Here is a 14,066-nt window from a genome sequence, read left to right as displayed (position 1 = left end):
GCGGAAATTCGAAACGTTCTCGCCTGAAAAATCCGGCATGCCGGCCCCGATCCTGGCCTTCACTTCCTCCGCCAGGAGGGACTTGCATGCCGCGGCCGACGCCCGCGTGACCGGCCTCATGGCGGCCTGCCGCAGCGCCGGTCCGGCCTGGTTCACCAGACCACGTCGTGCCCTTCCGCGGCGCTGCGTTGGAGCATGTCGATGATCGGCGCCGCGCGCTGGCGCAGGCGCACGGTGTCGGGGCGCTCGCCCGCATCGTCGTCCTCGCTGCCCGGCGCCTCGCCGGCATCGGACCGACCCTTGGCGTCGTCGGCTGCGACGGCGGCCTCCAGTGCCTGGAGCGCGGCGGGGATCTGCGCGGCGGTGACGATGCCGTGCGGGTCGGTGCCCTTGCCCATGATCTGCAGCAGCTGGCGGCCGTTGGCCTCCAGCATGATGACGTCGGCGGTGGCGCGGGATTTGAACTTGTACAGCATGGGTGGCGAGGGTCCTTGGTAAGGGTGGGTGGCTAGGTAGGGGTGATGGGGTGGCTTGCAGCCGTCAATGCCCGGCCGGGCCGGTGCGTGAATGCATGTAGTCGCGGGTGAAAGGATAGTCCGACTGGGCCCCGCGCAGGGCGCCGGTGGCCAGGTCGCCGTCGGGCCGCGCGGCCAGCATCTGGTGCAGGGCCATCCAGCCGCGCTCGAATCCCATGGCGCTGCCGGCCAGGTAGAGGCGGTAGGCGCGCAGGGCACGCTCGCCCTGCGGCGCGCCGACCCCGGCCGAGAGCACGCGCAGCGCTTCCTGCAGCCGCGCCTCCAGCGCGTCGGACCAGGCCCAGAGCGTGCGCGCGTAGTGCGGGCGCAGGTTCTCGGTGTCCACCATCTCCAGGCCGCTGGCCGCCAGATCGTGCAGCACGGCGCTCACATGCAGCAGCTCGCCGCCCGGGAAGATGTACTTTTCGATGAAGTCGCCCAGGCCGGCGCCCAGCTGCGCGTTGTCCACGCCGCCCGAGGTGATGCCGTGGTTGAGCAGCAGCCCGCCGGGCCGCAAAAGCCGGCGCACGGTGGCGAAGTAATCGGGCATGTGCGCGCGGCCCACGTGCTCGAACATGCCCACCGAGGCGATGCGGTCGAACGGCGCGGGCTCGGGGTGCTGCAGTTCGCGGTAGTCGCGCAGTTCCATGCGCACGCGGCCCGACAGGCCCCGCTCGGCGATGAGGCGCGACACGTGCGCGTGCTGGTTGCGCGACAGGGTGATGCCGGTGGCGTCCACGCCGTAGTGCTCGGCCGCCCACAGCAGCAGCCCGCCCCAGCCCGCGCCGATGTCCAGGAAGCGCTGGCCCGGCGCGAGCCGCAGCTTGCGGCAGATGTGGTCGAGCTTGGCCTCCTGCGCCTGGGCCAGGTCCATGGCGCCGTCGCGGTAGTAGGCGCACGAATAAACGCGGCGCGGGTCCAGCCACAGGGCGTAGAAGTCGTCGGACAGGTCGTAGTGGAACCGCACCTGCTGCGCATCGCGCGTGATGGTGTGCACCGCGCGCGAGCGGGCGCGGGCCATCATGCGCGTCCACCACCCGGCCTGTTCGCGCGCCGGGTCGCCCTGCAGCAGGGCGGCGGCCGCCGCCACCAGGTCGCGCATGCGGCCTTCGAAGCGCACGCGCCCCTCGACGATGGCCGCGCCCAGGTCGCCCACCTCGCCCGAGAGCAGCGCCGCCAGCGAGCGGCGGTCGCGGAACTGCAGCGCCACCGGGGCCTGCGCGCGGCCCAGCCGCTGCCCGCCGGGCAGTTCGAGCGACAGGTCCACCGGCAGGGATTCCAGCCGGGCTTGCAGGGCGTGCAGCAGCGGTTTCATGGCCGTCGATTCTTGAACCGCCCCAACGCCTCGTCAATGGCCGTTGTCCGACACGGGCGCGCCCGATCGGCACAGGCCCCATTGACAGTAATTCGTTTAAGCCTAAACTGTTTTCACATGAACATCCTGTGCATCGGCGGTGGTCCCGCCGGCCTTTATTTCGCCCTGCTGATGAAGCGGCAGGACCCGGCGCACCGCGTCGTGGTGGTGGAGCGCAACCGGCCGTTCGACACCTTCGGCTGGGGCGTGGTGCTGTCAGACCAGACGCTGGCCAACCTGCAGGCGGCCGATCCCGAAACCGCCGCGCAGATCGGCGATGCGTTCAACCACTGGGACGACGTGGCGGTGTTCCTGCGCGGGCGCAGCGTGCGCTCCAGCGGCCACGGCTTTTGCGGCATCGGGCGCAAGCGGCTGCTCAACATCCTGCAGGAGCGCTGCCTGGCGCTGGGCGTGGAGCTGGTGTTCGAGACCGACGTGTCCGACGACCAGGCGCTCGCCGCGCGCTACGGCGCCGACCTGGTGATCGCCAGCGACGGCCTGAACAGCCGCATCCGCACGCGCTATGCCGAGGTCTTCCAGCCCGACATCGACCTGCGCCAGTGCCGCTTCGTGTGGCTGGGCACGCACCAGAAGTTCGAGGCCTTCACCTTCGCGTTCGAAGAGACCGAGCACGGCTGGTTCCAGGCGCACGCCTACCAGTTCGACGCCGACACCTCCACCTTCATCGTCGAGACGCCCGAGGCCGTGTGGCAGGCCCACGGGCTGGACCGCATGGAGCAGCCCGAGGCCATCGCCTTCTGCGAGCGGCTTTTCGCGCCCTACCTGGGCGGGCACGCGCTCATCAGCAACGCCACGCACCTGCGCGGCTCGGCCAACTGGATCCGCTTTCCGCGCGTGATCTGCCGCACCTGGGTGCATCGGGAAACCATCGCCGGCAAGGCGGTGCCCATCGTGCTGATGGGCGATGCCGCGCACACGGCGCATTTCTCGATCGGCAGCGGCACCAAGCTCGCGCTGGAAGACGCCATCGACCTGGCCCAGACGCTGGCCACCGGCGCGACCCTGGAGCAGGCGCTGCACGACTACGAGGCGCGCCGCAGCGTCGAGGTGCTCAAGATCCAGAACGCCGCGCGCAACTCCACCGAGTGGTTCGAGAACGTGGCGCGCTACAGCCGGCTGCCGGTGGAGCAGTTCGCCTATTCGCTGCTCACGCGCAGCCAGCGCATCAGCCACGAGAACCTGCGCCTGCGCGATGCGCGCTGGCTGGAGGGCTACGAGGCCTGGCTGGCCCAGGCGCGCCCCACGGTCGGCACGGCGCCGGCCCCGGCACCCGTCGGCGTGCCCGGCGACAGCGGCGCCGCGGTGCCGCCCATGCTCACGCCCTTCACGCTGCGCGGCCTCACGCTCGATAACCGCATCGTCGTCTCGCCCATGGCCACCTACAGCGCGGTCGAGGGCGTGCCGCAGGACTTCCACCTGGTGCACCTGGGCGCCCGCGCCCTCGGCGGCGCTGCGCTGGTGATGGTGGAGATGACCGCCCCCACGCCCGACGGCCGCATCACCCCCGCCTGCACCGGGCTGTGGAACGATGCGCAGCAGGCCTCCTTCACGCGCATCGTGGATTTCGTGCACGGCAGCAGCCGCGCCAAGATCGGCCTGCAACTGGGCCACAGCGGCCCCAAGGGCTCCACGCGCGTGGGCTGGGAGGGCACGGACGAGCCCCTGCCCGAGGGCGATCCGCACGGCAACTGGCCGCTGCGCGCCGCCAGCGCCCTGCCCTACGGCCCGCAGAACCAGACGCCCGCCGCGCTGACGCGCGCCGACATGGACGCGCTCACCGCCGCCTTCGTGGCCAGCGCCCGGCGTGCGGCCGCCTGCGGCTTCGACTGGCTGGAGCTGCACTGCGCGCACGGCTACCTGCTGGCCAGCTTCATCAGCCCGCTCACCAACCAGCGCACCGACGAATACGGCGGCCGCCTGGAAAACCGCTGCCGCTACCCGCTCGAGGTGTTCGCGGCGGTGCGCGCCGTGTGGCCCGCCGAGCGCCCCATGAGCGTGCGCATCTCGGCCCACGACTGGGCACCCGGCGGCACCACGCCGGACGACGCCGTGGCGATGGCGCGGTGGTTCAAGGCCGCGGGCTGCGACCTGATCGACGTCTCTTCCGGCCAGACCACGCGCGCCGCCCGGCCGGTGTACGGGCGCATGTACCAGACGCCGTTCGCCGACCGCATCCGCAACGAGGTGGAGATCGCCACCATGGCCGTGGGCGCCATCAGCGAGGCCGACCATGCCAACAGCATCATCGCCGCCGGCCGCGCCGACCTCTGTGCCCTCGCCCGCCCGCACCTGGCCGACCCGGCCTGGACGCTGCACGCCGCCGCGCAACTGGGCGAGACGGCCAGCCGCCACGTGCACTGGCCGCGCCCCTACGGCCCGGGCCGCGACCAGCTGCTGCGCGAGGCCTCCAAGCAAAAACAGGCCCCAGCGCAATCGGTACTATGGCATAACGCTATTAAAACAATAGCAAACGATGCCCTGGACTGAAACGATGGACCTCGAAGCCCGCCTGCACGGCGCCGCCCCCAGCGAGCACCCCGAGGCCCTGCGCCTGTGGCTGCGCTTGCTCACCTGCACGCAACTGGTGGAAAAGCAGGTGCGCACCCGCCTGCGCGACCAGTTCGGCACCACGCTGCCGCGCTTCGACCTGATGGCGCAGCTCGAACGCGCGCCCGAGGGCCTGAAGATGAAGGACCTCTCGCGCCGCATGATGGTCACCAGCGGCAACGTGACCGGCATCACCGACCAGCTCGTCGCCGAAGGGCTGGTGGAACGCGTGGACGTGGCGGGCGACCGCCGCGTGTTCCTCGTGCGGCTCACGCCGTGCGGGCGCGAACAGTTCGACGCGATGGCCCACGCGCACGCGCAGTGGATCGTCGAGGCCTTCGGCCCGCTCGGCGAGCGCGACATCGCCAGCCTGCACCGGCTGCTCGGCAAGGTGAAGGCCCACGCCCAGGCAGCCACCCCCACCCTCCAGGAAACCAACGCATGAAGCACTACATCTCCGCGGGCAACCCCATGCGCCCGCAGTTCGAGCCCCGGGCCCCCTACGCGGCACGGCACTTCGCCTGGCAGTTCGACCGCGGCGTGGGCACCATCACGCTGGACCGGCCCGAGCGCAAGAACCCGCTGACCTTCCAGAGCTATGCCGAGCTGCGCGACTTCTTCGGCGCGCTGCGCACGGCGACCGACGTGAAGGCCGTGGTGGTGACCGGCGCGGGCGGCAACTTCTGCTCGGGCGGCGACGTGCACGAAATCATCGGCCCGCTCACCGGCATGACCATGCCCGAACTGCTGGAGTTCACGCGCATGACGGGCGACCTGGTGAAGGCCATCCGCGCCTGCCCGCAGCCGGTGCTGGGCGCCATCGACGGCATCTGCGCCGGCGCCGGCGCCATGGTGGCGCTGGCCTGCGACCTGCGCTACGGCACGCCCGCCGCACGCACCGCGTTCCTGTTCACCCGCGTGGGCCTGGCCGGCGCCGACATGGGCGCCTGCGCGCTGCTGCCGCGCATGATCGGGCAGGGCCGCGCCTCCGAGCTGCTGTTCACCGGCCGCGCGATGACGGCGCAGGAAGGGCTGGCCTGGGGCTTCTTCAACGGCCTGCACGAATCGGCCGACCTGCTGGCCCACGTGCAGGCCGCGGCCCGCTCGCTGGCCGAGGGCCCCACCTTCGCGCACGGCATGACCAAGACCATGCTGGGCCAGGAGTGGAGCATGACCATCGACCAGGCCATCGAGGCCGAGGCCCAGGCGCAGGCCATCTGCATGCAGACGCAGGACTTCCGCCGCGCCTACGAGGCGTTCGCGGCCAAGCAGAAACCCGTGTTCGCGGGGGATTGAGGCCATGCACGCCGCCACGCCCCCCGCGCCCGCCGCCCCGCCCACGGCGCACCTCGCCCTGCCGTTCTTCGGCGAAGCCCACCGGGCATTGGTGGATGGCCTCGTGCCCTGGGCCGCCGCGCAGGCGGTGGACGAATCCGACGACCGCGCCGCCTGCCGCGAGTGGGTGCGCCGCCTGGGCGACGGCGGCTGGCTGCGCTACTGCGTGCCCGCCGCGCACGGCGGCGCGCTGGCCGAACTCGATTCCCGCGCGCTGGTGCTGCTGCGCGAGACCCTGGCCTACCACTCGCCCCTGGCCGACTTCGCCTTCGCCATGCAGGGCCTGGGCAGCGGCGCGATCACGCTGGCCGGCAGCGCCGCGCAGCAGGCACGCTACCTGCCCGCGGTGGCGCGCGGCGAGAAGATCGCCGCCTTCGCGCTCAGCGAGCCCGAGGCCGGCTCCGACGTCGGCGCTATGAAAACAATAGCTACACAGGCAAGCAATTCGCCGGCATCGGGCCCGAACGACTCCGATACCGCGGGCGAGGCCATGGGCGCCTACACGCTGAACGGCACCAAGACGTGGATCAGCAACGGCGGCATCGCCGACTTCTACTGCGTCTTCGCCAAGACCGACCCGGCCGGCGGCACGCGCGGCATCAGCGCCTTCATCGTCGATGCGCCCACGCCGGGCCTGGACGATTCGCGCCACATCCAGGTGATGGCGCCGCACCCGCTGGCCACGCTGGCGTTCGACGGCTGCACCGTGCCGGCCGATGCGCTGCTGGGCGAGCTGCACGGCGGCTTCAAGCTGGCCATGCGCACGCTGGACATCTTTCGCGCCTCGGTGGCGGGCGCCGCGTTGGGGCTGGCGCGGCGCGCGCTCGCCGAGGCGGTGCACCATGCGCGCACGCGCCGCATGTTCGGCCAGACGCTGGGCGACTTCCAGCTCACGCAGGCCAAGCTGGGCGAGATGGCGGCGCTGGTCGATGGCGCGGCGCTGCTCACGTACCGGGCGGCCTGGATGCGCGATGAATCGCTGTCCGCGGGCCGCGCGCACGATCCTTCTGAGGCTCGGAATCGCAGCGTCGCCGCTGCGATGGCCAAGATGACCGCCACCGAGAACGCCCAGCGCGTGATCGACATGGCCCTGCAGATGCACGGCGGGCGCGGCGTCGAGGTGGGCGCCAAGATCGAATCGCTGTACCGCGACATCCGCGCGCTGCGCATCTACGAAGGCGCCACCGAGGTCCAGCAACTCATCATCGGCAAAGCCGTCTTGCAGGAGCAGCAGGCATGACCCCCAGCGCACAGCCCGACACCTTCGTCCACGACCGCCTGCCGCCGCGCGAGCAGTGGCCCGCGCTGCACTACGACCTGCCCTCGCTGCAGGTGCCGGCGCAGGCCAACCTCGTGCAGGTGCTGTTCGATCGCGCCGCGCAGGCAGGGCACGGCGGGCGGCCGCTGCTGCGCTCGCCCACGCGCACCTGGACCTACGCGCAGGCGCAGGACGAGGTCGCGCGCATCGCCCGCGTGCTGGTGGACGGCCTGGGCCTGGTGCCCGGCAACCGCGTGCTGCTGCGCGGCGGCAACACGCCCGAGATGGCGCTCGCCTGGCTGGCCGTGGTGCATGCCGGGCTGGTGGCGGTGGCCACCATGCCGCTGCTGCGCGCGCGGGAGCTGTCCGACGTGATCGAGCGCGCCCAGCCCGCCGCCGCGCTGTGCGACGGCCGGCTGCTGGACGAGCTGCAGGCCGCGCAGGTGCAGCACCCGGTGCTGCGCGCCATCGTGCCCTTCCACACCGCGCCGGCGGCCGACGACCTGCTGGTGCGCGCGGCCGGCTGCGCGCCGCTGCCCGCCTGCCCCACCGCGGCGGACGACATCGCGCTCATGGCCTTCACCTCGGGCACCACGGGGCATCCCAAGGCGCCGGTGCACAGCCACCGCGACGTGCTGGCGGCCTGCGGCGCGTGGCCGCACCATGTGCTGCGCTCCACGCCCGAGGACATCGTGGTCGGCTCGCCGCCGCTGGCCTTCACCTTCGGGCTGGGCGGGCTGCTGCTCTTTCCCATGGCCGCCTGCGCGAGCGTGTACTTTCCCGACGTGCCCTACACCCCCGAGGTGATGGTGCGGCTGATGCGCGAGGTGGGCGCCACCGTCTGCTACACCGCGCCCACCTTCTACCGGCAGATGGCACCCTTCGCCAAGGCCCTGGGCCTGCCCGCGCTGCGCACCTGCGTGAGTGCCGGCGAGGCCCTGCCGGACGCCACGCGCCAGCTGTGGAAGGACGCCACCGGCATCGAGATGACCGACGGCATCGGCGCCACCGAAATGTTCCACATCTTCATCTCGTCGGCCGGCAGCGAAGTGCGGCGCGGCGCCATCGGCCGCGTGGTGCCGGGCTACCAGGCCAAGGTGGTGGACGGGCGCGGGCGCGAGCTGCCGCGCGGCACGGTCGGCAAGCTCGCCGTGATCGGCCCCACGGGCTGCCGCTACCTGGACGATGCGCGCCAGGCCAACTACGTGAAGAACGGCTGGAACCACCCCGGGGACGCCTTCGTGCAGGACGCCGACGGCTACTTCTTCTACCAGGCGCGCGACGACGACATGATCATCACAGCCGGCTACAACGTGGGCGGCCCCGAGGTCGAGGATGCCCTGCTGCGCCACCCCGCCGTGGCCGAGTGCGCCGTGATCGGCGTGCCCGACGACGAGCGCGGCATGGTCGTCAAGGCCATCTGCGTGCTGCGCCCCGGCCATGCCGGCGACGACGCCCTGGCCAAGGCACTGCAGGACCACGTGAAGGCCAGCATCGCCCCCTTCAAATACCCGCGCATCGTGGAGTTCGCCACCGCCCTGCCGCGCACCGAGACCGGCAAGCTGCAGCGCTTCAAACTGCGCCAGGCCGCCGCGCTGGCCCGCGACAGCGCGGCCGCTGCGGCCGCCAACGCCCCACTTCCATCCCCCAAGACATGACCCTGCACACCCGACTGCAACCGCCCGACTGGGCGCCCCCCAAGGGCTACGCCAATGGCGTGGCCGCCCGCGGCACGCTGCTCTTCGTGGGCGGCCAGATCGGCTGGAACGCCCGCCAGGAGTTCGAGAGCGACGACTTCATCGTCCAGGCCCGCCAGACCTTCCTGAACGTGCGCGCCGTGCTGGAGGCCGGCGGCGCCGGCCCCGAGCACCTGGTGCGCATGACCTGGTACGTGGTGGACCGCGAGGAATACAACGCGCGCCTGAAAGAGCTGGGCGCCGCCTACCGCGAGGTGCTGGGCCGGCACTTTCCGGCCATGGCCTGCGTGCAGGTCGCCGGCCTCATGGAAGCGCGCGCGCGCATCGAGATCGAGGCCACCGCCGTGCTGCCGGACTGAGCGCGGCCCCCTGCACTTCCCAGCGCCCCGGCGGGGGCGGAAACGGCCCGCACCGGGCACGGCTGCACGATGTGGCCTAATAGCGTGTTTTTCACTTTTCTCTCCAGGAGCCTCCCAAATGGGCAACAAGATCGTTACCGAAGCCGACCGCAAGCGCACCCCCCGTCCCCAGCCACTGCCCGGCGTGACCCTGGCCACCCCCGGCCGCGGCCAGCGCGTGAGCCTGGAGCGTGGCGTCGCCACCCGCAGCAAGAAGAACCCCGGCAAGCGCTCCAAGAAGGGCGGCTGAAAAGCCCCCTTCGCGCCCAGCGCAACGCCAAAGCCCTCTCCGGAGGGCTTTTTTCATGGTGCGACGGTGGCGCGCCAACGCGGCGGCGGCGCGCTCGGCCCGCCGGCTCAGAACCGGTAGCGCGCCGTCACCTGCGCACTGCGCGGCGCGCCGTACCTGCCCGAGTACCACCAGCCCGACATCGCGGCGATGTCCTTGCGGTCGAACACGTTCTGCACGTTCAGCGCGGCCGGCAGGCGATCGTTCACCCCGCAGCGGGCCAGGAGGCGGGCCACGGCCCTCTAACGCCAGCCTTGCGTGCCACCCGCCGCGGCCTGCGCGGCGATCCGCCAGCAGGCCGCGCCGAAGCGCACCGCCTCGCCCTGCACAAAGGGCTCGAAAGCCGCCCGCGCGGCCGCGACGACCCGGGTGCGGGTCGGCCCGTCGGCGCTGCGCAGGGCCAGGCCGACCGGGCCGAGGCCGGTGAAATAAGGCACCAGTTCGTCGCGCCGCAGCGTGCAGACGACATCCAGGGGCTCGATCTCGATGCCGGCCCAGCCACTGGCCCGCAGGATGCCCGCCACCCGCTCGCGGTCCGCGAACGCGAACTGGCCCGGCGCATCCGGCTGGCGCACGGGCAGGCCCGGCAGCAGCGGGGCGGCGGCGCGCTCGGCGGCCGTCATGAAGGGGTTCTCCGCCGCGCTGCGCCACGCGACGGCGCACAGGCTGGCGCCGGGGCGCGCCGCGCGGCGCAGGTTGGCGAACGCCGCCACCGGGTCTCCGAAGAACATGACCCCGAAGCGCGACACCAGCCGATCCACGGAAGCCGGCGCGAACGCATGGGTCTGCGCATCGGCACAGACGAAGTCCGCGCGGGGCACCGTCAGCCCCTCGCGCAGGCCGCGCTGGCGCGCCGCGGCGACCATGGGCGCGGAAAGGTCGATCCCGGTGCAGCGCCCTTGGTCGCCCAGCCGGCGCGCGATGGCCAGCGTGGTGGCCCCGGTGCCGCAGCCGATGTCGAGCACCTGCATGCCGGGCCCCGCGCCAGGGGCGTCGGCCGCCTCGGCGAGCAGGGCCTCGAAGGGCGCGAACATGCGGTCGAGCAGGGGCTGCGCCTGCACCCAGGCGTGGCCGGCGGCGCCGTTCCAGAGCGCGGCTTGCGGGGAATCGATCGAAAGGGGTGGGTTCATGGCGGCCTCCTGGGTGCCTGGAAAGGGAGTGAAAGCTAGACTGTGCGACTTCAAGCCGACTTGAGGTCAAGCCCATGGAGATCCTGGACATCGCCGAGGTGGCACGCCGTTCGGGCCTGCCGGCATCGACGCTGCGCTTCTACGAAGAAAAAGGCCTGATCGCCTCCGTCGGGCGGCACGGCCTGCGGCGGCTGTTCGATGCGGGCGTGGTGGAGCGGCTCGCGCTCGTCGCGCTCGGGCGGGCGGCCGGCTTCTCGCTGGACGCCATCGGGCAGATGTTCGGCCCCGACGGCCAGCCGCGCATCGACCGCGACCGGCTCCTGGCCCAGGCCGACGACCTGGACACCATCATCCGCCAGCTCACCGCCATGCGCGACGGGCTGCAGCACGCCGCGCGCTGCAAGGCCCCCAGCCACATGGAATGCCCCACCTTCCGGCGCCTCCTGCGCGCCGCCGGGGCGGGGGCTGCCATCGGCCGTCCCAGGCGGCCCGCCGATCCAGGCCACTGACCCGCCAGGGCCCCATGGCCTGCGGCAAAGGGCACAATCGATCCACCCTTTTCCACCTGCCGGGACCGCACCATGTCCACCCACCTTTCACCGAACGACGCCGGCGCCCTGTACCAGGCGTTGCAGGCGGGCCCGCTGGCCGGAAGCCCCATCACGGCGCTGCGCATCGGAGCGGGCCACTCGTCCATCGCCAGCGGCACCCAGGCCCAGGCCCGGCTGCTGCGCACCCTGGAAGTGGGCTACTACGCCACGGCCGCCGCCTGCTTTCGCCACGATCCCCCGGCCGAGGGCGAACTGGAGCACGCCATCCAGGTGGTGGAAGAGGCCGTGATGCCCGTGCACGCGGTGCTGCCGCCGGGCACCACGCTCTACACGGCCGATGCCGGCATCCGCCAGGTGGCGCTGGCGGCCGGCATCGAAGCCCAGCCCGAGATGACCCTGCCGCTGGATGCCGTGGAGCGCACTTTCAACCGCCTGGTCTCGGTGGCCCTGGGCCGCCCGCCCGCCCAGGAGGGCCTGCCCGAGGGCTCCGCCTTCGCCGCCACGCTGCTCATCCTGCGCGAATGCATGCAGCACCTGGGCTTCGACCGCATCGTGATCCGCTCCGACACGGTGGTGTAGCCCGCGGCCCGGTGATCAGCCCGGACCGGGCACCACGAACGCCGCACGCGCCGCCTCGGCCGCCGCGCGCACGCTGCAGCCTTCGAAGTGGTCGTTGACCAGCCCCATGGCCTGCATGAAGGCATAGACCGTGGTGGGGCCGACGAAGCTGAAACCCCGTTTTTTCAAGTCCTTGGACATCGCCACCGAGGCCGGCGTGGTGGGCATGGCGCGCACCGACTCCAGCGTGATGCGGCCGGGGCGCCCCTCGGCGGCGGCCGGAGCGAAACGCCACACGTAGTGCGCCAGCGAGCCGAACTCGCGGCGCAGTTCCAGCACGCGCTGCGCGTTCTGGATGGCCGACTCGATCTTGCCGCGGTGGCGCACGATGCCGGCATCGCCCAGCAGCCGCTGCACGTCGGCCGCACCGAAGCGCGCCACCTGCTCGGCGTCGAAATGGGCAAACCCGGCGCGGAAGGCTTCGCGCTTGTTCAGGATGGTGAGCCAGCTCAGGCCCGCCTGAAAGCCTTCCAGGCACAGCTTTTCATACAGGCGCCGGTCGTCCGCGACCGGAAAGCCCCATTCATGGTCGTGGTAGTGGCGGTACAGCGGCGTGGCGCTGCACCATTGGCAGCGGGCGCATCCGGCCTCGTCGGTGAACAGGCCACTGTCCGGGCTGGAAGACGGATGGGCGGAAACGGGAGCGGAAAGAGGGGCGGGCATGCCGGGATTCTGCCCGCGCCCCGAACGCGGGGGCACCCGGCGGCGAACAATGGCTTTCGCTATCCTTGGCCCACCGACCGCCGACCCATTGCCGAATGCCCCTGCCACCCTTTCCCCCGTCACCCTTGCGGTCGCCCCGCCCCCTGCTGCTGGCCGCCTCGCTCCTGCTCTCCGGCTGCGCCAGCACGGGGCAGTCGCTGGCGTACTACTGGCAGTCGGTGCGCGGGCACCTGCAGCTCATGCACGCGGCCGAACCCATCGACACGTGGCTCGCGCGGGGCGACACCTCGCAGCCGCTGCGCGATCGCCTGCAGCTGGCGCAGGAGGCCCGGCGCTTCGCCGTGACCGAGCTGGCGCTGCCCGACAACGCCAGCTACCGCCGCTATGCCGACCTGGGCCGCCGCGCGGCCGTGTGGAACGTGGTGGCCGCGCCGCCCGATTCGCTCACGCTGCACCGCTGGTGCTTTCCGATCACGGGGTGCATCGGCTACCGCGGCTATTTCAACGAGGCCGATGCGCGCGCCGAGGCGGATCGGCTGGCCACCGAGGGCCTGGAGGTGGGCGTGTACGGCGTGCCGGCGTATTCCACCCTGGGCTATATGAACTGGGCGGGCGGCGACCCGCTGCTCAACACCTTCATCGGCTGGCCCGAGGGCGAGTTCGTGCGGCTGCTCTTTCACGAGCTGGCGCACCAGGTCGTGTACGCCCATGGCGACACGCTGTTCAATGAATCGTTCGCCACCGCCGTGGAGCGCCTGGGCGTGGCGCGCTGGCTGGCCGAGCGCGCCACGCCGCAGGCGCGGGCCGACTACGCGCGCGGCGATGGCCGCCGCAACGCGTTCCGCGCGCTCACACGGAACGCCCGCGAGCGGTTGGCCGCCGTCTACGCGGCCCATGCGCCCCGTGCTTCGGAAGCCCCGGCCCCGGCCTCCGCCGCTGCGGCGGTCGCTGCGGCCGAAAACGCCGCTGCCAGCGCGGAGATGGCAACCTTGAAACAGAAGGCCATGCAGGCGTTTCGCGCCGATTACGCCGCGCTGCGCGCCCGCTGGATCGCCGAGGACGGCGCCACCCCCGCGCAGCTGGCGGGCTACGACCGATGGGTGGCAGAGGCCAACAACGCCACGTTCGGCGCGCAGGCCGCCTACGACGAATGGGTGCCGGCCTTCGAGGCGCTGTTCGAGCGCGAAGGCCGCGACTGGCCGCGCTTTTATGATGCGGTGAAACGCCTCGCGGCCCTGCCGCACGAACAACGCCAGGCCGCCATGCGCGCCCTGCTGCCCACGCCATCCCCGGAGAAGCCCCTTGCCTGACATCCACATCCAACGCCCCCACCGGCTCGGCCTGCCCGAGGCCCGCAAGATCGCCGGCCTGTGGGCCCAGAAAGCCCAGGCCAAGTTCGACATGGAATGCGCCTACGAAGAAGGCGCGGCGCAGGACACGCTGCGCTTTCAGCGCCCGGGCATCGAAGGCACGCTGCAGGTGCATGCCGACCGCTTCGAACTGCAGGCGGAACTGGGTTTCCTGTTCAGCGCCTTCAAGGACCGCATCGCCGCCGAGATCGATGGGCAGTTCGACAAGCTGCTGGGCCGGCCGTCGCCCAGTGCGGCCTGAGCCGCATCGGCCACTGCAACAAAAATGCGGGGCCGCGCACTGCACGGCCCCGCATGGAAACACTGGCGCCCAGCGCGGC

At 72.0% G+C, this 14,066-nt stretch carries 16 protein-coding genes; 11 read left to right on the top strand and 5 right to left on the bottom strand.

Going from position 1 to position 14,066, the window contains the following annotated elements; all coding sequences use genetic code 11:
• Positions 1 to 152 precede the first annotated feature (152 nt).
• Positions 153 to 476, bottom strand: a complete 324-nt coding sequence (locus R1Z03_RS22220) for a DUF1840 domain-containing protein (protein ID WP_284415164.1) — start codon at positions 474 to 476, stop codon at positions 153 to 155.
• Positions 477 to 540: 64 nt separating this feature from the next.
• Positions 541 to 1,830, bottom strand: coding sequence for a cyclopropane-fatty-acyl-phospholipid synthase family protein (locus R1Z03_RS22215; protein ID WP_317355245.1), 1,290 nt, complete (start codon positions 1,828 to 1,830; stop codon positions 541 to 543).
• 117 nt (positions 1,831 to 1,947) lie between these two features.
• Here R1Z03_RS22215 and R1Z03_RS22210 point away from each other — a divergent pair, with 117 nt between their 5' ends.
• The 7 genes from R1Z03_RS22210 (at position 1,948) to R1Z03_RS22180 (ending at position 9,375) form a co-directional block, all read left to right on the top strand.
• Entirely contained in the window at positions 1,948 to 4,377 is a 2,430-nt protein-coding gene (locus R1Z03_RS22210) for a bifunctional salicylyl-CoA 5-hydroxylase/oxidoreductase (protein ID WP_317355243.1), read from the top strand.
• A gap of 4 nt (positions 4,378 to 4,381) precedes the next feature.
• Positions 4,382 to 4,882 (top strand): MarR family transcriptional regulator, encoded by a 501-nt coding sequence (locus R1Z03_RS22205; RefSeq protein ID WP_317355240.1) that lies wholly within the window; start codon positions 4,382 to 4,384, stop codon positions 4,880 to 4,882.
• Positions 4,879 to 5,733: an enoyl-CoA hydratase family protein gene (locus R1Z03_RS22200; RefSeq protein WP_284401418.1), complete on the top strand. Its 855-nt coding sequence runs from the start codon at positions 4,879 to 4,881 to the stop codon at positions 5,731 to 5,733. The genes R1Z03_RS22205 and R1Z03_RS22200 overlap by 4 nt, the downstream gene beginning before the upstream one ends.
• 4 nt (positions 5,734 to 5,737) lie before the next feature.
• On the top strand, positions 5,738 to 7,012 hold the full coding sequence (locus tag R1Z03_RS22195) for an acyl-CoA dehydrogenase family protein (RefSeq protein ID WP_317355235.1): 1,275 nt from the start codon (positions 5,738 to 5,740) through the stop codon (positions 7,010 to 7,012).
• Complete coding sequence (locus R1Z03_RS22190) at positions 7,009 to 8,688, top strand: AMP-binding protein (protein ID WP_317355232.1); 1,680 nt, start codon at positions 7,009 to 7,011, stop codon at positions 8,686 to 8,688. The genes R1Z03_RS22195 and R1Z03_RS22190 overlap by 4 nt, the downstream gene beginning before the upstream one ends.
• Before the next feature lie 2 nt (positions 8,689 to 8,690).
• On the top strand, positions 8,691 to 9,086 hold the full coding sequence (locus R1Z03_RS22185) for a RidA family protein (RefSeq protein ID WP_372588286.1): 396 nt from the start codon (positions 8,691 to 8,693) through the stop codon (positions 9,084 to 9,086).
• A gap of 118 nt (positions 9,087 to 9,204) precedes the next feature.
• A complete protein-coding gene (locus tag R1Z03_RS22180; protein WP_272567028.1) occupies positions 9,205 to 9,375 on the top strand; it encodes a hypothetical protein in 171 nt (56 codons plus the stop codon).
• 107 nt (positions 9,376 to 9,482) lie between these two features.
• Here the strand turns inward: R1Z03_RS22180 and R1Z03_RS22175 are convergent, their stop codons facing one another.
• Together R1Z03_RS22175 and R1Z03_RS22170 are read right to left on the bottom strand one after the other, a co-directional pair.
• Positions 9,483 to 9,650, bottom strand: coding sequence for a hypothetical protein (locus R1Z03_RS22175; RefSeq protein ID WP_317355228.1), 168 nt, complete (start codon positions 9,648 to 9,650; stop codon positions 9,483 to 9,485).
• Positions 9,651 to 9,656: 6 nt separating this feature from the next.
• Positions 9,657 to 10,544, bottom strand: a complete 888-nt coding sequence (locus tag R1Z03_RS22170) for a class I SAM-dependent methyltransferase (RefSeq protein WP_317355225.1) — start codon at positions 10,542 to 10,544, stop codon at positions 9,657 to 9,659.
• A gap of 74 nt (positions 10,545 to 10,618) precedes the next feature.
• On the opposite strand from R1Z03_RS22170, the gene R1Z03_RS22165 reads away from it, so the two are divergent.
• Positions 10,619 to 11,053: a helix-turn-helix domain-containing protein gene (locus R1Z03_RS22165; RefSeq protein WP_317355221.1), complete on the top strand. Its 435-nt coding sequence runs from the start codon at positions 10,619 to 10,621 to the stop codon at positions 11,051 to 11,053.
• 72 nt (positions 11,054 to 11,125) lie between these two features.
• Positions 11,126 to 11,674, top strand: coding sequence for a hypothetical protein (locus R1Z03_RS22160; RefSeq protein ID WP_284427181.1), 549 nt, complete (start codon positions 11,126 to 11,128; stop codon positions 11,672 to 11,674).
• A gap of 15 nt (positions 11,675 to 11,689) precedes the next feature.
• Here R1Z03_RS22160 and R1Z03_RS22155 read toward each other — a convergent pair whose 3' ends face one another.
• On the bottom strand, positions 11,690 to 12,376 hold the full coding sequence (locus tag R1Z03_RS22155; protein ID WP_317355217.1) for a DNA-3-methyladenine glycosylase I: 687 nt from the start codon (positions 12,374 to 12,376) through the stop codon (positions 11,690 to 11,692).
• Positions 12,377 to 12,471: 95 nt separating this feature from the next.
• Between R1Z03_RS22155 and R1Z03_RS22150 the strand changes: the two genes are divergently transcribed.
• Positions 12,472 to 13,686: an aminopeptidase gene (locus R1Z03_RS22150; protein ID WP_317355215.1), complete on the top strand. Its 1,215-nt coding sequence runs from the start codon at positions 12,472 to 12,474 to the stop codon at positions 13,684 to 13,686.
• A complete protein-coding gene (locus R1Z03_RS22145) occupies positions 13,679 to 13,987 on the top strand; it encodes a polyhydroxyalkanoic acid system family protein (RefSeq protein WP_284407393.1) in 309 nt (102 codons plus the stop codon). The genes R1Z03_RS22150 and R1Z03_RS22145 overlap by 8 nt, the downstream gene beginning before the upstream one ends.
• The last annotated feature ends 79 nt before the right edge of the window (positions 13,988 to 14,066 follow it).

It is taken from the genome of Acidovorax sp. BLS4 (assembly GCF_032929295.1).
In the GTDB taxonomy this organism is placed as follows: Bacteria; Pseudomonadota; Gammaproteobacteria; order Burkholderiales; family Burkholderiaceae_C; genus Paracidovorax.
This window is presented reverse-complemented; position numbering and strand designations above follow the sequence as displayed.

Excerpts from the sequence above, each read along its gene's own strand:
- R1Z03_RS22200 (WP_284401418.1), top strand. The coding sequence starts at position 4,879 with ATGAAGCACTACATCTCCGCGGGCAACCCCATGCGCCCGCAGTTCGAG.
- R1Z03_RS22155 (WP_317355217.1), bottom strand. The coding sequence starts at position 12,376 with ATGCCCGCCCCTCTTTCCGCTCCCGTTTCCGCCCATCCGTCTTCCAGC.
- R1Z03_RS22150 (WP_317355215.1), top strand. The coding sequence starts at position 12,472 with ATGCCCCTGCCACCCTTTCCCCCGTCACCCTTGCGGTCGCCCCGCCCC.
- R1Z03_RS22220 (WP_284415164.1), bottom strand. The coding sequence starts at position 476 with ATGCTGTACAAGTTCAAATCCCGCGCCACCGCCGACGTCATCATGCTG.
- R1Z03_RS22215 (WP_317355245.1), bottom strand. The coding sequence starts at position 1,830 with ATGAAACCGCTGCTGCACGCCCTGCAAGCCCGGCTGGAATCCCTGCCG.
- R1Z03_RS22160 (WP_284427181.1), top strand. The coding sequence starts at position 11,126 with ATGTCCACCCACCTTTCACCGAACGACGCCGGCGCCCTGTACCAGGCG.
- R1Z03_RS22190 (WP_317355232.1), top strand. The coding sequence starts at position 7,009 with ATGACCCCCAGCGCACAGCCCGACACCTTCGTCCACGACCGCCTGCCG.
- R1Z03_RS22180 (WP_272567028.1), top strand. The coding sequence starts at position 9,205 with ATGGGCAACAAGATCGTTACCGAAGCCGACCGCAAGCGCACCCCCCGT.
- R1Z03_RS22165 (WP_317355221.1), top strand. The coding sequence starts at position 10,619 with ATGGAGATCCTGGACATCGCCGAGGTGGCACGCCGTTCGGGCCTGCCG.
- R1Z03_RS22210 (WP_317355243.1), top strand. The coding sequence starts at position 1,948 with ATGAACATCCTGTGCATCGGCGGTGGTCCCGCCGGCCTTTATTTCGCC.
- R1Z03_RS22195 (WP_317355235.1), top strand. The coding sequence starts at position 5,738 with ATGCACGCCGCCACGCCCCCCGCGCCCGCCGCCCCGCCCACGGCGCAC.
- R1Z03_RS22170 (WP_317355225.1), bottom strand. The coding sequence starts at position 10,544 with ATGAACCCACCCCTTTCGATCGATTCCCCGCAAGCCGCGCTCTGGAAC.
- R1Z03_RS22205 (WP_317355240.1), top strand. The coding sequence starts at position 4,382 with ATGGACCTCGAAGCCCGCCTGCACGGCGCCGCCCCCAGCGAGCACCCC.